Origin of the sequence: Pseudomonas sp. AO-1, assembly GCF_019775695.1 — a bacterium.
Classification (GTDB): Bacteria; Pseudomonadota; Gammaproteobacteria; order Pseudomonadales; family Pseudomonadaceae; genus Aquipseudomonas; species Aquipseudomonas parakoreensis.
Window position 1 is genome coordinate 1,806,984 of the sequence record NZ_CP079947.1, and the last position, 19,336, is coordinate 1,826,319.

Sequence of the window (19,336 nt, forward strand, 5' to 3'; positions counted from 1 at the left end):
GGTCTCAAAGAATAGTTACTGAAGCCTATAACAACAGATTCTCGTGGAGCCTCGCTGATGAAATCCTATGAAGTCAATTTTGACGGTCTAGTGGGGCCGACCCATAACTACGGTGGTCTGTCCTACGGCAACGTTGCGTCCCAGAGCAACAGCCAGCAGTCCTCGAACCCGAAGGAAGCGGCGCTGCAAGGCCTGGCGAAAATGAAAGCGCTGATGGAAATGGGCTTTCAGCAAGGCGTGCTGGCGCCGCAGGAGCGTCCGGACGTGGCCGCGTTGCGCCGTCTGGGTTTCAGCGGCACCGACGCGCAAGTGATCGAACGCGCCGCGAAAGAAGCCATGCCGTTGCTGGTTGCCAGTTGCTCGGCGTCGAGCATGTGGGTGGCCAACGCCGCCACCGTCAGCCCGAGTGCCGATACTGCTGACGGTCGCGTGCACTTCACCGCCGCCAACCTCAACTGCAAATACCACCGCAGTATCGAACACCCGACCACCAGCCGCGTGCTCGGTGCGATGTTCGCTGATCAGCAGCACTTCGCCCACCACGCCGCGTTGCCGGCGGTGGCGCAATTCGGTGACGAAGGCGCGGCCAACCACACGCGCTTCTGCCGTGAGTACGGCGAGGCCGGTGTCGAGTTCTTCGTGTTCGGTCGCAGTGCGTTCGACACTCGCTACCCGGCGCCGCAAAAGTACCCGGCGCGCCAGACGCTGGAAGCGTCGCAAGCGGTGGCGCGTCTGCACGGTCTGCGTGACGAGGGCGTGGTCTACGCGCAGCAGAACCCGGCGGTGATCGACCAGGGCGTATTCCACAACGACGTGATCGCGGTGGGTAACGGCGAGGTGCTGTTCTATCACGAGGACGCGTTCCTCGACACCGAACAGATGCTGGCCGAGTTGCAGGGCAAACTGGCCAAGGTCGGCGGCCAGTTCCAGTCGATCTGCGTGCCGCGTTCGGCGGTCACCGTGGACGATGCGGTGCGCTCCTACCTGTTCAACAGCCAGCTGTTGTCGCGTCCGGATGGCTCGATGCTGCTGATCGTGCCGGAAGAGTGCCGTGGCAACGAGCGTGTGTGGAACTACCTGCAAGGTCTGACCAGCTCCGGCGGGCTAATCCGCGAAGTCAAAGTCTTCGACCTCAAGCAAAGCATGCAGAACGGCGGTGGCCCGGCGTGCCTGCGACTGCGCGTCGCGCTCAACGAAACCGAGCTGGCAGCAGTCAACCCAGGGGTTATCATGACCGCACCGTTGTACGGTTCGTTGACCGCATGGGTTGAAAAGCACTACCGCGACCGCCTGAGCGAAACCGATCTGGCGGACCCGCAATTGCTGCTTGAATGCCGGACGGCACTGGATGAACTGACGCAAATCCTTAAACTGGGCGCGGTTTATCCATTCCAGATCAATTGATGGCCGGCGCGTTGCCTGAACGCGGCGCGCGGCTTGTCTCCCCAAGAGAGTAAAAACATGAGCGATTCCCTGCAGCTGATCCTTGAAGACACCGACGGCACGCAACTGCAAACCTCGTGCACCCGCGTCGCGGTCATGTGGCAAGGCAAAGAGCTGTGGATCCAGCAGGACGGCCGTGGCCAGCTGCTGATCGGCGTGGACGTCGAGGAAGGTGACGAAGAGTACGCCAACCTGCTGCTGCGCCCATTGGCAACTAATCTGGTCAGTCTGCAACTGGAAATGGAACCGGCTGAAGTCGGTGACGAAGACCACGTGCACGGCCCGGATTGCAACCACGATCACTAAGGAAACCGCTCTATGCTCGCCCTCGGCAAACTGCTTGAACTGACCCTCGCCGGCCGCGAACCGGCGGAGAAGACTCAACTGACTGTCGAAGGCGTGCGCATGCGCTGGTTGAGCGAGGGTGCGCTGGAAGTCCGGCCACCCGAAGCGCGCGACAATGGCCTGGACCTGCTGCTGTCGGCAGGTATTCACGGCAACGAAACAGCGCCGATCGAATTGCTCGACCGGCTGCTGCATGACATCGCTCGCGGCGATCTGAAGCCGCGCGCACGCATTCTGTTCCTGTTCGGCAATCCGGAAGCGATTCGCAAGGGCGAGCGCTTCGTCGAGCAGGACGTCAATCGGCTGTTCAACGGCCGGCATGAACAAACCAGCGGTTCCGAAGCCATCCGCGCCTGCGAGCTGGAACGCCTGGCGGCGAGCTTCTTCAGCCTGCCGGACCGTCAGCGTCTGCACTACGACCTGCACACCGCGATTCGTGGTTCGAAGATCGAGCAGTTCGCCCTGTACCCGTGGAAAGAAGGACGTCAGCATTCGCGCCGCGAACTGGCGCGTCTGCGCGCCGCCGGGATGGAAGCGGTGCTGCTGCAGAACAAGCCGTCGATCGTGTTCAGCTCCTACACCTACGACAAGCTCGGCGCCGAGGCTTTCACTCTTGAGCTGGGCAAGGCACGGCCGTTCGGGCAGAACCAAGGGGTGGATGTCTCACGTCTGGAAGCTCGTCTGAAGCAGATCATCGAAGGCAATGAGCCGGATCTGGCAGCAGAGGGACTGGATGGTCTGCAGCTGTTCAGCGTCGCCCGGGAAATCATCAAGCACAGCGATGCGTTCCGCCTGAACCTGCCAGCGGACATCGAGAACTTTTCTGAATTGGACGTGGGTTATGTGCTGGCCGAAGATCTGGCCAATACCCGCTGGATCATCGAGGAGGAGGGCGCACGAATCATCTTCCCGAACCCCAAGGTCAAGAACGGCTTGCGCGCGGGCATTCTGATCGTGCCGACCACCGACGAAAACCTCGCCTGATGCCGTCTCTGAGCTGACAGAAATTCCTGTAGGAGCTGCCGAAGGCTGCGATCTTTAGATCTTGTTTTTAGACGATCAAAAGATCGCAGCCTCGTTTCACTCGACAGCTCCTACAGGGGAGCGTTGTGGTCAGACGGCGACTGCGCGCGGCTCACTGCGACGCAGTGCGCGAACCTTCTGCAGCGTATCCGCGCAAGTCCGCGCCGCTTCCTGACCCTTGTGCACGAAGTGCTCGAAGAAGAATTTCTGGTGCTCTTCACCGGCATGGAAATGATGCGGTGTCAGCGATACCGAGAACACCGGCACTTCGGTTTCCAGCTGCACCTGCATCAGGCCGCTGACCACTGACTGGGCAACGAACTCGTGACGGTAGATGCCGCCGTCCACGACCAGAGCAGCCGCGACGATGCCGGCATAACGGCCGGTCTTGGCCAGCAACTTGGCGTGCAGAGGCATTTCAAAGGCGCCGCCGACTTCAAAGAAATCGATGTCCGATTCCTGATAACCCTGAACGAGCATTTCGGCGACGAAGCCCTTACGGCTCTGGTCGACGATTTCCTTGTGCCAGCAGGCCTGGATGAACGCAACGCGTTCGCCGTGGGGGTGTTTGCTTTTGCTGTCGATAGCGGTGGGTTGCATGTTCTGACTCCTGTTTGTGTGAAAAACAGGGCGTTATGAATCGAAAGGGATTCAAGGGTGCGCACGAGCACACAAGCGCGCGGGCGGCCCTTTGGCGTCAATCCCGTTCTCTCTTCATCCGGACTATGACCGTCGGCCCCGGAATCACACCGGGTCTGCTGACCTTGCCGCCGATCACAGCCTTTGCCGTGTCCGTCGCCAAGCGCTCGCGGGCTATGCGCGTTGCGCGCAATTACCGCCGGTGGGGAATTACACCCCGCCCTGAGAACGTTTTTGCCGCCCGTTCTCGGGCGGCGCAGCGTTTTTATCACAGATCAGCGAGCGGTGCATTGCGCCTTTGTGATGATTGCTATCGAGTTTGTTGAATGTTCGTGGCGAGAATTCTTGCCCCAAGGGTTGATTAATCGGCGCCATGACCGCAGTAATTCACCTTCGAAAAGGGATTTCCCCTGCTGACTCTGAGGCCAGGTTCATGAGCATTATCGATCTTCGCAGCGACACCGTTACCCAACCGACTCCTGCCATGCTCGACGCGATGACGGCGGCGGCCACCGGTGACGATGTGTACGGCGAAGATCCGACGGTCAATCGTCTGGAGGCGGAACTGGCGAAGCGCCTGGGGTTCGCCGCTGCGCTGTTCGTGCCGACCGGCACCATGAGCAACCTGCTGGGCCTGATGGCGCACTGCGAACGTGGCGACGAATACATCGTCGGCCAGCAGGCGCACACCTATAAGTACGAAGGCGGTGGCGCGGCGGTGCTCGGCTCGATCCAGCCGCAGCCGCTGGAAGTGCAGGCCGACGGTTCGCTGGATCTGGATCAGGTCGCGGCAGCGATCAAGCCGGACGACTTCCATTTCGCCCGGACCCGTTTGCTGGCGTTGGAAAACACCATGCAAGGCAAAGTGCTGCAGCTGGAGTATCTGGCCCGCGCCCGGCGCTTCACTCAGGATAAAAGCTTGCAACTGCACCTCGACGGCGCGCGCCTTTTCAACGCCGCGGTCAAGCTGGGCGTCGATGCACGGGAAATCACTCAGTACTTTGATTCGGTGTCGGTGTGCCTGTCCAAAGGCCTTGGCGCGCCGGTGGGTTCGGTGCTGTGCGGTTCAGCCGAGTTGATCGGCAAGGCCCGCCGCCTGCGCAAAATGGTCGGCGGCGGCATGCGTCAGGCCGGTTTGCTCGCGGCGGCGGGGCTGTACGCGCTGGATCACCACGTCGAGCGTCTGGCGGATGACCATGCCAACGCGCACTATCTGGCCGAAGGCCTGCGCGAGGCCGGGTTCAGCGTCGAGCCGGTGCAGACCAACATGGTCTACGTGCAAATGGGCGACCGTGCCGAAGCGCTCAAAGCGTTTGCCGCCGAGCGCGGGATCAAGTTGAGCGCCGCCGCGCGCTTGCGCATGGTCACGCACATGGACGTCAATCGCTCGCAAATCGAGCAAGTGATCGCGACATTCGTCGAGTTTTCGCGCAAGTGACAGCGTTAGCCGTCCAATTGACCGTTACTATCGTATAAACACGCTGTACCCCGCGCGAAGGGCCGATATAATGCGGCCCTTTGCCGTCGTTTCGTCTGTTGACGTTTCGTACAGGCCTTTGGCCGCAGCCTCCGTGGAAGAACCTAATGAAAAGCGCAGAAATCCGTGAAGCCTTCCTTCGCTTCTTCGAAGAGCAAGGCCACACCCGTGTAGCCTCCAGCTCTTTGATTCCGGGCAACGACCCAACCCTGCTGTTCACCAACGCGGGGATGAACCAGTTCAAGGACTGCTTCCTGGGCCAGGAAAAGCGCGCGTACACCCGCGCAACCAGCAGCCAGAAGTGCGTGCGTGCCGGTGGCAAGAACAGCGACCTGGAAAACGTCGGTTATACCGCTCGTCACCACACCTTCTTCGAAATGCTCGGTAACTTCAGCTTCGGTGACTATTTCAAGCACGACGCGATTACCTTTGCCTGGACCTTCCTGACCGGCGTTCTGAAACTGCCGAAGGAAAAACTCTGGGTCACCGTCTACGCGTCCGACGACGATGCGTATGACATCTGGACCAAAGAAATCGGTGTGCCGGTCGAGCGCATGATCCGCATCGGCGACAACAAAGGCGCGCCTTACGCCTCCGACAACTTCTGGACCATGGGCGATACCGGCCCGTGCGGCCCCTGCACCGAGATTTTCTACGATCACGGCGACCACATCTGGGGCGGCCCACCGGGTTCGCCGGAAGAAGACGGCGACCGTTACATCGAGATCTGGAACAACGTGTTCATGCAGTTCAACCGCACCGCCGATGGCGTGTTGCATCCGTTGCCAGCGCCGTCGGTCGACACCGGCATGGGCCTGGAGCGGATCAGTGCGGTGATGCAGCACGTCAACTCCAACTACGACATCGATCTGTTCAAGAACCTGCTCAAAGCCTCGGCTGAAGCCATTGGCTGCGAAAATGGCGATCAGTCGTCGCTCAAAGTGGTGTCCGACCACATCCGTTCGTGCGGTTTCCTGATCGCCGACGGCGTGCTGCCGTCCAACGAAGGTCGCGGTTACGTGCTGCGCCGGATCATTCGTCGTGCCTGCCGTCACGGCAACAAGCTGGGCGCCACCGGCAGCTTCTTCTACAAGATCGTCGCGGCGCTGGTCGCCGAAATGGGCGAAGCCTTCCCGGAACTGCAGAAGCAGCAGAGCAACATCGAGCGTGTACTGAAGGCCGAGGAAGAACAGTTCTCCAAGACCCTGGAGCACGGCCTGAAGATCCTCGAACAGGATCTGCTGGAACTCAAAGGCACCGTCGTGCCGGGCGACGTGGTGTTCAAACTCTACGACACCTACGGTTTCCCGATGGACCTGACCGCTGACATCGCTCGCGAGCGTGGCCTGACCGTCGACGAAGTCGGCTTCGAGCGTGAAATGGAAGCCCAGCGTGTGCGTGCGCGTTCGGCCAGCTCGTTCGGTCTGGATTACAACACCCTGGTCAAGGTTGATGTGGCCACCGAGTTCACCGGCTACACCGACACCAGCGGCTCGGCAAAAATCGTCGCTATCTATAAAGATGGCCAGTCGGTCGACGTTTTGAGTGAAGGCGAAGAGGCGGTGATCGTCCTGAACCAGACGCCGTTCTACGCTGAATCCGGCGGCCAGATCGGCGACTGCGGTTTCCTGCAGGCCGGTAACGCACGTTTCGACGTCCGTGACACCACCAAGACCGGCGGCGCGTTCCTGCACCACGGCGTGCTGGATTCCGGCAGCCTGACCATCGGCGCGCCAGTGGAAACCCACGTCGATGCCGAAGTGCGTCACGCGACCTCGCTGAACCACTCCGCGACTCACTTGCTGCACGCTGCGCTGCGTCAGGTGTTGGGCGAGCACGTTCAGCAAAAGGGTTCGTTGGTGGATAGCCAGCGTCTGCGCTTCGACTTCAGCCACTTTGAAGCGATCAAGCCAGAGCAAATCAAGGCGCTGGAAGACATCGTCAACGCCGAGATCCGCAAGAACTCCGCGGTTGAAACCGAAGAAACCGACATCGAAACCGCCAAGCAGAAGGGCGCGATGGCGCTGTTCGGCGAGAAGTACGGCGACAACGTGCGCGTGCTGAGCATGGGCGGCGATTTCTCCGTCGAGCTGTGTGGCGGTATCCACGCCAACCGTACCGGCGACATCGGCCTGCTGAAAATCATCAGCGAAGGCGGTGTGGCATCGGGTGTGCGTCGTATCGAGGCAGTCACCGGTGCTGCGGCGCTGGCCTACTTGAACGCTGCTGAAGAACAACTCAAGGAAGCGGCCAACCTGGTCAAGGGCAGCCGCGACAACCTGATCGACAAGCTGTCGGCTGTGCTGGAGCGCAACCGCGCGCTGGAAAAGCAACTCGAGCAGTTGCAGGCCAAGGCTGCCAGCGCCGCCGGCGACGATCTGTCGAACTCGGCAGTCGACGTCAAAGGCGTGAAGGTGCTGGCTGCACGTCTGGATGGTCAGGACGGCAAGGCGCTGCTGGCGCTGGTCGATCAGCTGAAAAACAAACTCGGCCGCGCAGTGATCCTGCTCGGCAGTGTCCATGAGGAAAAGGTCGTACTGGTTGCAGGCGTAACCAAGGACCTGACTGGCCAACTCAAAGCCGGTGATTTGATGAAACAGGCTGCTGCGGCAGTGGGCGGGAAGGGCGGTGGTCGTCCGGACATGGCGCAGGGCGGCGGTGTCGACGCCGGCGCACTGGATGGCGCCCTGGCGCTGACCGTTCCATTCGTCGAGCAGGGTTTATAAGACGGCCCGCCGGGCCCGCAGTCTAGTGGCGGGTCCGGCGGCTGTTCGAGTGATTATTGGGCGCCCTTCATGGGCAGAGGCGGCTTTGAAATGGCTTTGATCGTACAGAAATTTGGAGGCACCTCGGTCGGCACTGTCGAGAGAATCGAGCAGGTCGCCGACAAGGTTAAGAAATTCCGCGATGCCGGCGATGACCTGGTGGTTGTGCTGTCTGCAATGAGCGGCGAAACCAACCGTCTGATCGATCTGGCCAAGCAAATCAGTGGCGACGTGCAACCGGTTCCGCGTGAGCTGGACGTGATCGTTTCCACCGGTGAGCAGGTGACGATTGCCCTGTTGGCCATGGCGCTGATCAAGCGCGGTGTGCCGGCGGTATCGTACACCGGTAATCAGGTGCGGATCCTGACGGACAGTGCGCACAATAAAGCGCGTATCTTGCAGATTGATGACCAGAAGATTCGCGGTGATCTGAAAGCAGGTCGCGTGGTGGTTGTCGCCGGTTTCCAGGGCGTCGACGAGCACGGCAACATCACCACCCTCGGTCGTGGCGGTTCCGACACCACGGGCGTGGCACTGGCGGCTGCATTGAAGGCTGACGAGTGCCAGATTTACACCGACGTCGATGGTGTCTACACCACTGACCCGCGCGTGGTGCCAGTCGCTCAGCGTCTGGACAAGATCACCTTCGAAGAGATGCTGGAAATGGCCAGCCTCGGTTCCAAGGTGCTGCAGATCCGTGCGGTGGAGTTCGCCGGCAAGTACAACGTTCCGCTGCGCGTACTGCACAGCTTCAAGGAGGGTCCGGGCACCCTCATTACTATTGATGAAGAGGAAACCATGGAACAGCCGATCATTTCCGGCATCGCTTTCAACCGCGATGAAGCCAAGCTGACCATCCGTGGCGTGCCAGACACCCCGGGCGTGGCGTTCAAGATTCTCGGCCCGATCAGTGCCGCGAACATCGAAGTCGACATGATCGTGCAGAACGTCGCGCACGATAACACCACCGACTTCACCTTCACCGTGCACCGCAACGACTACCAGGCCGCACAGACCGTGCTGGAAAACACCGCTCGCGAGATCGGTGCCCGTGAAGTCGTAGGCGATACCAAGATTGCCAAGGTCTCGATCGTCGGCGTCGGCATGCGTTCCCACGCAGGCGTGGCCAGTCGCATGTTCGAATCCCTGGCCAAGGAAAGCATCAACATCCAGATGATCTCGACGTCGGAAATCAAGGTTTCCGTGGTGATCGAAGAGAAATACCTGGAACTGGCTGTGCGCGCCCTGCACACGGCTTTCGAACTGGACGCTCCGGCCCGTCAGGGCGAGTAATCCGGTCACCTGAAGGGCGCGGTCTGACCGCGCCCTTTATTTTTTGAATGGCGCGAGCCCCGAACTGTTCTTTTGCTCGCGCTGGTCAATACTCAGGCATGTAGGGCTACGATCGCTCCGGTTGTAGGTCGGGTGCCTTTTTTTTGCAGACTGTTGTCCCTGAAATGAAATGCGTGAGGAGAAAGGTATGCTGATTCTGACTCGTCGGTGCGCAGAAAGCCTGATTATCGGTGATGGCGAAATCACCGTGACCGTGCTCGGCGTCAAAGGAAATCAAGTGCGCATCGGCGTCAACGCCCCGAAAGAGGTTGCCGTGCACCGTGAGGAAATTTACCTGCGTATAAAGAAAGAGAAGGACGAAGAACCAAGCCATTAATTTTTATCGATTTTTATGTTTGCAAACGGGGAAGAAGGTGGTTAATATACGCCCCGTGTTGCGGAGAGCTGGCCGAGTGGCCGAAGGCGCTCCCCTGCTAAGGGAGTACACCTCAAAAGGGTGTCGGGGGTTCGAATCCCCCGTTCTCCGCCATTATTTGCTTAGTACGTTGTAATCTGGCTTTTTCTGTAAGTTGTTGAATTTATTAGAAAAAGTGGTTGGAATAGAGATTAGACGGGCTATAATGCGGCGCAACAAATGCACTCGTAGCTCAGCTGGATAGAGTACTCGGCTACGAACCGAGCGGTCACAGGTTCGAATCCTGTCGAGTGCACCATTTAAGAGTTGTTTATAGCGATATAAAGAACTCGGCTTCAGCCAGTTGTGGTCTGGTCAAAAAACACAAATGCACTCGTAGCTCAGCTGGATAGAGTACTCGGCTACGAACCGAGCGGTCACAGGTTCGAATCCTGTCGAGTGCACCATTTAAGAGTTAGTTGCAGTGATGCAGGTAACTTGGCTTCAGCCAGTTGTGGTCTGGTTTAAAAACACAAAATGCACTCGTAGCTCAGCTGGATAGAGTACTCGGCTACGAACCGAGCGGTCACAGGTTCGAATCCTGTCGAGTGCACCATATTCAAGAAGCCCGCGTTTAACGCGGGCTTTTTGTTGTCTGCGATTTGGTTTTTCCTTTCACGCATCCCCTCTCATCAAAATCGACTTGAGCACTACGGCCTCGTTTCAGGTCATAGCGATAGCTCGTTGTCGATGTTCGAATATTCACCTTGTCCGGTTTGCCGAGAGCGCTCTCGACATCCCGCTGGCTCATTCCGGCGATAACGCGACGATTGATGATCGCTTCGCGGCGCTGCCTGGCATTGATCAGGTTGCCGCATTTGTCCTCCAGACGGCCAACGATGCCCGGTTCACGTCCCTTGATTGTCATACCGGATATTTCTTCGTGATTGTGTTCCGGCATGACCGGTACGACGGAGCCGGGCATGTAAGGGTGAACCTGCTGCACCGAGAGCTGCTCATCGTTGGCACAACTCAGGCTGGTGAAGGTGATGCCGCCGTCGGGCGCTTCGCATCGGTGAAGGGTGGTAGCGGCCCCGGCGGGTGGCAGGCAGAGCAGGCTGACGACTACAAAGCGGGATGTTCTGGATAGCATTCGACGTCCTCCATGACGGTCTACGCTCAAGGGTAGTCGCTACATTTTTCAACGCCGGTGTGTTTTCTTTTCAAGATGAGTCGTCGCATCTGCACGGGTCAGGACAGCACTCAGCTTTGTTGCGCAAGCGCTTGTTTCGACCGCGATTTTTTAGCGTTTAAAACCGTCAGGCGGTGTATCATTGCGCCCGTCAGCCCCGCCGGGGCTTATGGAAAACCTCCATGGACTTACCCAGTAGTTACTCAGTAGCCCGTTTCACCAATCATGAATTGACTGATTGATCCTTCCGGCGTGCCCCGCTGCTGGGAGTGGAGTTCGCCTATGTCCGAAATCGAAGTAAAGAAAACACAGGAAAGCCTGCAGGATCGCCTGGCTCAGGTGGTTGAGCTGCTGCAGCGCCAAAAGGTCGTCGAAGACCTGACTCATCGCCAGGAAGGCGCGCATCACGACCGGGTCGAGAACCTGGTTCACCGGCAGAACCTCGTCGAACTGCAACGCAAACTCGATGATCTGCACTCCGCCGACGTTGCCTACATCCTTGAAGCCCTGCCGCTGGACGACCGTCTGACGCTCTGGCAACTGGTCAAGGCTGATCGCGACGGCGACATTCTTCTCGAAGTATCCGATTCCGTTCGTGAAACGCTGATCGCCGACATGGACGATCACGAGCTCCTGGCTGCGGCCAAGGACATGGACGCCGACGAACTTGCTGACCTGGCCTCCGAGCTGCCGCGAGACGTCGTCCATGAGCTGATGGAAACGCTCGACCAGCAGCAACGCGAGCGCGTGCGTTCGGCCTTGTCCTATGACGAGGAGCAGGTCGGTGCGCTGATGGACTTCGAGATGGTGACCATCCGTGAGGACGTCAGCCTCGAAGTGGTTTTGCGTTACCTGCGTCGTCTCAAGGAGCTGCCGGGCCACACCGACAAATTGTTCGTGGTCGATTACGACGGCGTGCTCAAGGGCGTACTGCCGATCAAGCGTCTGCTGGTCAACGACCCCGAGAAACAGGTGGCTGAAGTCATGGCCAGCGATCCGGTGAGTTTTCACCCGGACGAGGACGCCTATGACGCTGCTCAGGCGTTTGAGCGTTACGACTTGATCTCGGCCCCGGTGGTCGACAAGAACGGCAAGCTGATCGGCCGTCTGACCATCGACGAAATGGTCGACCTGATTCGTGAGGAGAGCGAAAGCGAAGTCCTCAACATGGCGGGTCTGCGCGAAGAGGAAGACATCTTCGCCTCCGTCTGGAAATCCCTGCGCAACCGTTGGGCGTGGCTGGCAATCAACCTGATCACTGCCTTTGTTGCGTCGCGGGTGATCGGTCTGTTCGAAGGCTCGATCGAGAAGCTGGTGGCGCTGGCGGCGCTGATGCCGATCGTGGCGGGTATCGGGGGTAACTCCGGTAACCAGACGATTACCATGATCGTGCGCGCCATGGCGCTGGACCAGGTCAGCACCGGCAACACCTCGCGTCTGATGCGCAAGGAGCTGGCGGTCGCATTGATCAACGGTCTGGTCTGGGGCGGGGTGATCGGTGTGGTCGCCTACCTGCTTTACGGCAGTTGGTCGCTGGGCGTGGTGATGACGGCGGCGATGACCCTCAACCTGCTGCTCGCTGCGCTGATGGGTGTGTTGATCCCAATGACACTGGCCAAGATGGGCCGCGACCCGGCGATGGGCGCCAGCGTGATGATCACGGCCATGACCGACAGCGGTGGATTTTTCATCTTCCTGGGGTTGGCGACGATCTTTCTGCTCTGATTCGCCACCATGCAAAAGCCCGCCGAAATGGCGGGCTTTTTTGTGCCTGTGTAGTTATCTGTGCTTGTGTATTGATCTGTGGCGAGGGGGTTCATCCCCGATGGGTTGCGCAGCGACCCCGGAAGAGGGCCTGCTGCGCAGTCCATCGGGGATGAACCCCCTCGCCACAAGGTTTGCTCGGGGGCAGATTTCAGGCAAAAAAAAGCCAGCACTTAAGCTGGCTTGAGATCTTCGATGTCACTCAGGACGCGTCTGCGGCCATCTCGGCGTCGTGAGCAATCAGCGACACCAGAGCGTTCTGTTGACGGTGCGACAGCTGACGGAAGCGTTGCAGCAGCTCACGCTCGTGCAGCGACAGCTCCGGACTGTCCAGGCGCATGCTCAGTTCTTCGCCCAGTGCGCCTTCCTGAATAAGACTCTGCTCAAGGCGCGCAATGATTTCGGAGTTCATGCTGCGATGATGATTGCGAGCCACCTCGGCAATGCGTTCACGCATTCCGTCTGGCAGACGTACGACAAACTTGTCAGCCGTACGGCTGGAATAAATTGCCTGTTTCAATGGGCGCATATATTTAACCGGTTAGTTCAGGGGAGCGGTTCTCGGGATTTGCCGCAGGATGTGTGATAGGACAAGCATCCGCGCCAAATGGTTCAACCTGAATTGTTAAGAGGCCCGCATCATGCCTCAAAATTGCCAGATCATTGGCGTCAATTCTGTGACAAATATTGAGCTGGGTAAAGGCGTAATGCCAGCACCAATTATCAGAAATGCGGACTGGTTTGAAAACTTTGCCTTGGCCCGCATCACTGGCCGCTTCCTGTTGCACATCTATTGATGTCCGAAGACGTCAGAACGTGCATGCTATGCGGCTTTCAATCCTTGATCCCTACTTGTACAGGATAGTGGCAATTTGCCGATTTACTAGGGCAAACCCCCATTGGAGGGCGTTTTCAGGATGGATGGCAGGCTTATTTATTTGATGGGACCTTCCGGTTCAGGCAAGGACAGCCTGATCGAGGCCGCGCGTGAGCCATTGCGCCAGTTGAACTGCGAAATCATCCGCAGGGTGATTACTCGATCAGCGGAATCGGTGGGTGAGGATGCCATCGGCGTAACGCCCGAAGAATTCGAACGACGTCAGCAAGTCGGGGATTTCTCGCTTTCCTGGCACGCCAATGGGCTGGCTTATGGCATCCCGGCAGAAATGGATGAACGGTTGCGTGCAGGGCGATCCGTGCTGGTAAATGGCTCACGGGCCAATTTGCGTCAGGCGCATGAGCGGTATCCGACATTGCTGCCGGTGCTGCTGACGGTCAAGGATGAGGTTTTGCGTGAACGCCTGCTCAGGCGCGGCCGGGAAACACCTGAGCAGATTGATGCGAGGCTGGCGCGCAATGCGCAGTTCAAGGATAGAAGGGCCACTGACTTGCCCGTGCATCTGATCGACAACTCGGGCGACCTGGCAACCGCCGTCAAGCAACTGCTGGACTTGATCCGGCTTAGCGCAGCACCGGATCAAACTTGATCTTGCGCCCGGCCACCAGGGCCAGCACAAACAACACTACAAACACGCCGCAGCCAATCAGCGGCAGAGTGACTTCGGTTTCCTCGAACAGCGAAAAATGCACAACGCCACTCAATAAGGCGAGGATCAGAAATCCTGCGGCTGATTTGGACATGCTGTACTCCTGAAGATATTTCAAAAAACCAGACGTTCGGTGTCGCGCGCCGGCAGTGCTTGCTCAGGCTCATTGACTGCCTGCGCCGCGAAGTCCCCCTGATCGCTCAGCACCGCCAACTGCGGCGCTTTCTGCACCTGCAAGTAATGCGGCATACGCTGAGCCACCGGTTCAGCACGCTCTGGAGCAAAATGAAAGCCAACCAAAATCGCCAGTGCGATTGCGTTTGCAAGCAAGAGAGTGCTGTTCATGGGGCGGACTCCGTTTGTTCTGTTATACGAACAGACAAAGCACCCGGCGTGCCAACAGTCTAACCGCTGTGAAGTCCTTTAAAAACAAGCATTTGGAAGGGTTTTTAGCAAGTGTCGGGTTGCAATCTGCAATGATGGCTTTTTGCGGTAGTGCAAATTGCACGGTAAATGTTCCCGCAGCATTGCAAGGCGCCTGCCTACACTTAAAAAACCCATGGACGACATGACAAACCAAGGGCTGGCCGTTAACATGCTCGCCGTCCGTCGCGCCGTGTCCGGCCGTGACAACTCAGTGTCTCAGTAGCTCAATTGGATAGAGCATCCCCCTCCTAAGGGGAAGGTTGGCAGTTCGAACCTGCCCTGGGACACCATATATATCAATGCGTCCAACGATTTGAGCTGCCAGCGCCCAAGCCTCATAGGTGCAGAGTGGGTGCAAATGGATCGCTTCAAGCATTCAAAGAGCCCCACTCAGGCAATTGCCTGTCGGGGCTTTTCAGTAAATCGTGACCTTGTACCAAGGTATTGCTCTGCAAGAAGAGCTGAGTCTTTGGTCGACGATAGCGACTGCTGACCTAGACTATTCGAACTACCGAACTTGCGTCTCTCGGCTTGGGTTGAAGGTTCGCTTCTCAGTGAACTACAGCCAATGGCTCATTCAGACCAATGAGGATGAACCTTGAACCATGAACTATGGTTGGAACCCGATGGCTTACAACTGTTTTGTCCCTCTGGGCCTCATGGCGATGAATCCCGGGCCCTGCTTGAGCCGGGGTCGAAACTGATTTGGGAAGTTGAGGCGGCAAGCCGCTTCGAAGCGATGAACAAGTACTATGAGTACATGGATTGGGGGGAGTGGACGACGGACTTTCCCGAGTTGGACAAGACGCCTTATGGAGGGCCAGGCTGGGAGGATTACGTCGCATGACAAGCGAATCTCCTTCGCACCCCATCTTTATTTCTTTCTCGTTAACGTTGTTCCGATCCGTAAAACCGAACTCAAGACCTTTTGGTTTCGCATCCGGGAGGAGCTCCGCGAAACCAGAATGATCGACGTCGATAGCCTTCAGTGCTTCGCCCGTGTCGCCAGTCGAGATAAACCCTGTAGTGAAAAGATGACCCGGCGCGCAGGGTAATCGCTGCACAAGGAATCTTGAACCCCTCCACTTCAGAGAACCCCACCCCTTGCCGATAACTCATTCGGCGACCTCAGACTCGCACGAAATCGCTTGATAGCATTTGGCCTCCAGCTATCATCTGCGCGCTTGTGAAAACGCCCCCGGTTCACCTACTTCAATTGCCTGGAAATCCTCGATGCTGTCGTATCACCAAAAGAGTTTTCTGATCGTCGATGATTTCTCGGATTTCCGCAGTTCCGTACGTTCTATGCTGCGCGAGCTGGGGGTCAAGGACGTGGATACCGCCGATACCGGCGAGCAGGCGCTGAAGATGTGCGCGCAGAAGTCCTATGATTTCATCCTGCAGGATTTCCACCTCGGTGACGGCAAGAAGAACGGTCAGCAGGTGCTGGAAGATCTGATGTCGGAAAAGCTCATCAGCCATGAAGCGGTGTTTGTCATGGTCACGGCCGAGACCAGTCAGGCCATGGTGCTCAGCGCCCTGGAGCACGAGCCGGATGCTTACCTGACCAAGCCGTTCAACCGCTCCGGTCTCGCTCAGCGCCTGGAGCGTCTGGAGCAGCGCAAGACGTTGCTCAAACCGATTCTGCAAGCCCTTGATCGCGGCAAGCCGGTTGAGGTGCTCAATGCCTGCATTGCGCTGTGCAAGCAGGACATCCGTTATTCGCCGCTGTGCCTGCGTTATCGGGCCGACGCCCTGCGCGACATGAACCAGAACGAAGCGCTGGAACGCCTCTACGACAGCATCATCGCTGACCGGCCTTTGCCGTGGGCGTTTGCCGGGCTGGGCAAGTTGCTGTTCAAGCGTGGGCAAGTGGCGCAGGCCAAGGATGTTTACGAAAAGGCGCTGAAAGTGTTCCCGATGATGCCGGCGTTGTACGACGGCATGGCCGATGTGCTGGTCGCCGAGGGCGATACCAAAGGCGCGCAGCGGGTGCTGGAGGAGGCGATTCGCTTGTCGCCGCTGGCGGTGCGTCGGCAAGCGTTGCTCGGCAAGCTGGCGATGGCCAACGAAGATTTCGACACCGCGTCCCGGGCCTATCGGCAGGCGGTGGCGCAGGGGGCGCAGTCGCGCTTCAAGGACCCGGAAAGCAATCTTGGCCTGGCCCATGCCTTGATCAGCAAGGGCAGTGAACGCGGTCTCGATACGCGCACGCGGCTGGAGATCAACACCACGCTCAGCGCCGTCGCCAAAGAGAACCCGTCGGACCCGGGCCTGCAGATCCGTGCGCGCCTGATGAAGGCCACCAGTCTGTTGCTCAACGATGCCGAAACCGCCGACAAGCTCACCGAACAAGCGCTGATGCGCCTCGACGGCATGGAGCAGTTCATGAGCCCTGAAGCGGCGCTGCTGGTCGCCAAGCAATTGCAGATGCTTGGTCAGGCCGAGGCGGGCACTTCGATGCTCAAGAGCTGTGCGGAGATCTACGGTGACGATCCGGCGGTGATGAAAGACATCGCCAAGCTCACCGACGACCCGACTATCCTCAGTTCGAGCAACGCTGCTGCCGACCTCAACCGGCAGGGTGTGCGCGTGTACAAGACCGGCAACCTGGTGGAAGCCCGCGAGGTGTTCCGCAAGGCGCTGAAGATGCAACCGAAGAACATCAGTATCGCGCTGAACATGGCCCAGTCTCTGCTGCACGGCACCGACACCAGTGTGCCGTCGGCGGAACTGGAAGAATGTCGGGCCTGCCTGAAAATGGTCGGCCTGATGCCCGACACCGACGCGCGTTATGCGCGTTATCAGAAGCTGAAAAGCAAGGCGTTTGGCGAATGAACCAAGACGAGCAGGCGCTGGATTTTTCCACGGTGATCGCCTCCACCGTTCACGACATGAAGAACTCGCTGGCGATGCTGACGCAGGCCCATAGCCAGTGGTTGGCGCGTTTGCCCGAGGGGCAGCGTGGAGGGGCGGAGCAGGGCGTGATCGACTTCGAGTTTGCCCACCTCAACGGCATGCTGGTGCAGTTGCTTGGGCTGTACAAGCTCGGCGTCAACCAGTTGCCGCTGCAACCGGCGTATCACGAGCTGGATGATTTCATCGAGGCGCAACTGGCATCGCACCAAGAGGTGTTCGCCAGTCGCGGGATCATTGCTACCTATGAAGTCGATCCGCTGAGCCCGCTGGGGTTCTTCGATCGCGAATTGGTTGCGTCGGTGCTGGGCAACTGCATCAACAACGCCATTCGTTATGCCCGCGAGTCGCTGCTGATTACCGTCAGTGACGAAGCCGGGCAACTGGTGTTGAGCATCAACGATGACGGCGACGGTTACCCGGTCGAGATGCTCGAGCGTCAGGCGGATTACGTGCAGGGCATCAATCACGGCAGCGGCAGCACGGGTCTGGGCCTGTATTTCGCCAACCGCATTGCTGCGTTGCATCAGCGCAACGGCGTGGTCGGGCACACCGAAATTCGTAATGGCGGGCCATTGGGGGGCGGGGTGTTCAGCCTTTACCTGCCGTGACTCGGGTTTTTGTTTGACGCTGCTTGATATTCCGAACAGCCGGAGCCTATTTTGTACGGGTCGCCGTTCGCGGCTCGCACAATAACAAGGATTGCGTCATGACAACCGATGGCCAGCGTTCACTCGCGCAGCGACTGACCGGCATTGATGAGATTGAATGTGTCACGCCGGATTTGAACGGCGTGCCGCGCGGCAAGGTGATGACCGCCGAGGGATTCCTCGAGGGCCGGCGTTTGCAGATGGCGCGGGGGGTGCTGCTGCAATGCATCATGGGCGGTTATCCGCCGGCGCGGTTTTACGGCAGCGATGACGGCGATCTGGCGCTGGTCGCCGAGCCGAGCATGATTCATCCCTTGCCATGGAGCGACGAGCCACGTGCCCTGGCCATCTGCGATGCTGACGAACTGAGCGGCGAAAGCTCAAACCTGTCGACCCGTGGTCAACTGAAGAAAGTCATCGCCCATTACGCCGCACGTGGCTTGGCGCCGGTGGTGGCGACCGAGCTGGAATTCTTTGTCTTCGCGCCGAACACCGATCCGACCCAGCCGTTCCGTCCGCCGGTAGGTCTTGATGGACGCCGCGAGGATGGGCAGTCGGCGTTCAGCGTCAGTTCCAATAACGGTCTGCGGCCGTTCTTCAGCGAAGTCTATAAATGCATGGCGGCCCTCGGTCTGCCGCGCGATACCTTCATGCATGAAATGGGCGTCAGCCAGTTCGAAATCAATCTGCTGCACGGTGATCCGCTGTTGCTGGCCGACCAGACCTTCCTGTTCAAACACCTGCTCAAGGAAGTCGCGCTCAAGCATGGTCTGAACGTGGTGTGCATGGCCAAGCCGCTGGCGCACACACCGGGCAGTTCGATGCACATTCACCAGAGCGTCGTCGAGATCGCCACCGGCAAGAATGTGTTCAGTGACGAGAGTGGCCAGCCGACGGCGATGTTCCGCCACTTCATCGGCGGACAGCAGGCGGCCATGGCCGATTTCACCGCGCTGTTTGCGCCGAACGTGAACTCCTATCAGCGTCTGTGTCACCCGTATGCATCGCCCAACAATGCCTGCTGGTCACACGACAACCGCGCCGCAGGGTTGCGCATTCCGGCCAGTTCGCCAGTGGCTCGACGCGTGGAAAACCGGTTGCCTGGCGCCGATGCCAACCCGTATCTGGCGATTGCCGCAAGTCTGGCCGCCGGCTTGCACGGGATCGAACATGAGCTGGAGCCGAGTGCGGCGATTCAGGGCGAATTCGAAGTGCCGGACAATCTTTCGCTACCGTGTACCTTGCATGCCGCGCTCGAGCGTCTGAAACGTAGCCAATTGGCCAGGGAACTGTTCGGACAGGAGTTCATCGAAGGCTACATCGCTTCGAAGACCATGGAGTTGACCAGCTTCTTTGATGAAATCACTCCCTGGGAACGGCGTGTTCTAGCAGCCCAGGCCTGACGAACTGTCGCCACCGGGCTATCGTTTGGATAGCCCGATACTCACTGCAAGGAGCCGCT

Annotated in this window: 18 protein-coding genes, 5 tRNA genes and 1 riboswitch; of the genes, 18 read left to right on the forward strand and 5 right to left on the reverse strand. The window is 58.8% G+C overall.

All coding sequences use genetic code 11. The features are described 5' to 3' along the window. Positions 1–57: 57 nt before the first annotated feature. From astB to astE, 3 genes are read left to right on the forward strand one after another with little or no spacing between them, the layout of a single operon-like run. On the forward strand, positions 58–1,404 hold the full coding sequence (astB, locus tag KVQ82_RS08300; protein ID WP_108183542.1) for an N-succinylarginine dihydrolase: 1,347 nt from the start codon (positions 58–60) through the stop codon (positions 1,402–1,404). 57 nt (positions 1,405–1,461) lie between these two features. Continuing rightward, the gene (locus KVQ82_RS08305) at positions 1,462–1,749 is read left to right on the forward strand and encodes a hypothetical protein (RefSeq protein ID WP_007963090.1); all 288 of its coding nucleotides are present in this window, start codon (positions 1,462–1,464) and stop codon (positions 1,747–1,749) included. Positions 1,750–1,761: 12 nt separating this feature from the next. Next, on the forward strand, positions 1,762–2,772 hold the full coding sequence (gene astE / locus KVQ82_RS08310) for a succinylglutamate desuccinylase (protein WP_222018603.1): 1,011 nt from the start codon (positions 1,762–1,764) through the stop codon (positions 2,770–2,772). A 129-nt stretch (positions 2,773–2,901) separates the two neighbouring features. On the opposite strand, the gene KVQ82_RS08315 is transcribed toward astE, so the two are convergent. Beyond that, a complete protein-coding gene (locus tag KVQ82_RS08315) occupies positions 2,902–3,411 on the reverse strand; it encodes a 6,7-dimethyl-8-ribityllumazine synthase (RefSeq protein WP_041066540.1) in 510 nt (169 codons plus the stop codon). Positions 3,412–3,512: 101 nt separating this feature from the next. After that, positions 3,513–3,684: riboswitch (FMN riboswitch) on the reverse strand. A gap of 199 nt (positions 3,685–3,883) precedes the next feature. Here KVQ82_RS08315 and ltaE point away from each other — a divergent pair. The 8 genes from ltaE (at position 3,884) to KVQ82_RS08355 (ending at position 9,995) form a co-directional block, all read left to right on the forward strand. After that, positions 3,884–4,888 carry a low-specificity L-threonine aldolase gene (gene ltaE / locus KVQ82_RS08320; protein WP_222018604.1) on the forward strand — a complete coding sequence of 335 codons (1,005 nt, stop codon included), beginning with the start codon at positions 3,884–3,886 and terminating at the stop codon, positions 4,886–4,888. 146 nt (positions 4,889–5,034) lie between these two features. After that, the gene (gene alaS, locus KVQ82_RS08325) at positions 5,035–7,653 is read left to right on the forward strand and encodes an alanine--tRNA ligase (protein ID WP_222018605.1); all 2,619 of its coding nucleotides are present in this window, start codon (positions 5,035–5,037) and stop codon (positions 7,651–7,653) included. A gap of 90 nt (positions 7,654–7,743) precedes the next feature. Next, on the forward strand, positions 7,744–8,985 hold the full coding sequence (locus KVQ82_RS08330) for an aspartate kinase (protein WP_025112914.1): 1,242 nt from the start codon (positions 7,744–7,746) through the stop codon (positions 8,983–8,985). A gap of 187 nt (positions 8,986–9,172) precedes the next feature. Further along, the gene (gene csrA / locus KVQ82_RS08335) at positions 9,173–9,361 is read left to right on the forward strand and encodes a carbon storage regulator CsrA (RefSeq protein WP_002554426.1); all 189 of its coding nucleotides are present in this window, start codon (positions 9,173–9,175) and stop codon (positions 9,359–9,361) included. A 62-nt stretch (positions 9,362–9,423) separates the two neighbouring features. Next, positions 9,424–9,514: transfer RNA gene (locus KVQ82_RS08340), tRNA-Ser, on the forward strand. Positions 9,515–9,621: 107 nt separating this feature from the next. After that, positions 9,622–9,698, forward strand: a tRNA-Arg gene (locus tag KVQ82_RS08345). Positions 9,699–9,769: 71 nt separating this feature from the next. Next, positions 9,770–9,846 (forward strand) — tRNA-Arg (locus KVQ82_RS08350). Positions 9,847–9,918: 72 nt separating this feature from the next. Beyond that, positions 9,919–9,995, forward strand: a tRNA-Arg gene (locus tag KVQ82_RS08355). 18 nt (positions 9,996–10,013) lie between these two features. On the opposite strand, the gene KVQ82_RS08360 is transcribed toward KVQ82_RS08355, so the two are convergent. Next, positions 10,014–10,532, reverse strand: coding sequence for a cell envelope protein SmpA (locus KVQ82_RS08360; protein ID WP_222018606.1), 519 nt, complete (start codon positions 10,530–10,532; stop codon positions 10,014–10,016). A 321-nt stretch (positions 10,533–10,853) separates the two neighbouring features. On the opposite strand from KVQ82_RS08360, the gene mgtE reads away from it, so the two are divergent. Beyond that, positions 10,854–12,296, forward strand: coding sequence for a magnesium transporter (gene mgtE / locus KVQ82_RS08365; protein WP_007963078.1), 1,443 nt, complete (start codon positions 10,854–10,856; stop codon positions 12,294–12,296). A 241-nt stretch (positions 12,297–12,537) separates the two neighbouring features. Here mgtE and KVQ82_RS08370 read toward each other — a convergent pair whose 3' ends face one another. Further along, positions 12,538–12,864, reverse strand: a complete 327-nt coding sequence (locus KVQ82_RS08370) for an Arc family DNA-binding protein (protein ID WP_003178899.1) — start codon at positions 12,862–12,864, stop codon at positions 12,538–12,540. A gap of 112 nt (positions 12,865–12,976) precedes the next feature. Here KVQ82_RS08370 and KVQ82_RS08375 point away from each other — a divergent pair, with 112 nt between their 5' ends. Then, positions 12,977–13,132: a hypothetical protein gene (locus tag KVQ82_RS08375; protein WP_174377054.1), complete on the forward strand. Its 156-nt coding sequence runs from the start codon at positions 12,977–12,979 to the stop codon at positions 13,130–13,132. A gap of 120 nt (positions 13,133–13,252) precedes the next feature. Further along, positions 13,253–13,822: a phosphonate metabolism protein/1,5-bisphosphokinase (PRPP-forming) PhnN gene (gene phnN, locus KVQ82_RS08380; protein WP_222018607.1), complete on the forward strand. Its 570-nt coding sequence runs from the start codon at positions 13,253–13,255 to the stop codon at positions 13,820–13,822. Here the strand turns inward: phnN and KVQ82_RS08385 are convergent. Beyond that, positions 13,797–13,976, reverse strand: a complete 180-nt coding sequence (locus KVQ82_RS08385; RefSeq protein ID WP_222018608.1) for a PA3371 family protein — start codon at positions 13,974–13,976, stop codon at positions 13,797–13,799. The two genes, phnN and KVQ82_RS08385, sit on opposite strands and share 26 nt — an antisense overlap. A gap of 20 nt (positions 13,977–13,996) precedes the next feature. Next, on the reverse strand, positions 13,997–14,227 hold the full coding sequence (locus KVQ82_RS08390) for a hypothetical protein (RefSeq protein ID WP_222018609.1): 231 nt from the start codon (positions 14,225–14,227) through the stop codon (positions 13,997–13,999). Between the two features lie 294 nt (positions 14,228–14,521). Between KVQ82_RS08390 and KVQ82_RS08395 the strand changes: the two genes are divergently transcribed. The 4 genes from KVQ82_RS08395 to KVQ82_RS08410 all read left to right on the forward strand — a co-directional run bounded on the left by KVQ82_RS08395 (position 14,522) and on the right by KVQ82_RS08410 (position 19,277). Continuing rightward, positions 14,522–14,598, forward strand: a tRNA-Arg gene (locus tag KVQ82_RS08395). Positions 14,599–15,541: 943 nt separating this feature from the next. Continuing rightward, positions 15,542–17,146 (forward strand): tetratricopeptide repeat-containing response regulator, encoded by a 1,605-nt coding sequence (locus KVQ82_RS08400; protein WP_047295822.1) that lies wholly within the window; start codon positions 15,542–15,544, stop codon positions 17,144–17,146. Beyond that, a complete protein-coding gene (locus KVQ82_RS08405) occupies positions 17,143–17,835 on the forward strand; it encodes a sensor histidine kinase KdpD (protein ID WP_222018610.1) in 693 nt (230 codons plus the stop codon). Before KVQ82_RS08400 ends, KVQ82_RS08405 begins: the two co-directional genes overlap by 4 nt. 200 nt (positions 17,836–18,035) lie before the next feature. After that, a complete protein-coding gene (locus KVQ82_RS08410; protein ID WP_222019371.1) occupies positions 18,036–19,277 on the forward strand; it encodes a glutamine synthetase family protein in 1,242 nt (413 codons plus the stop codon). Positions 19,278–19,336: the final 59 nt, after the last annotated feature.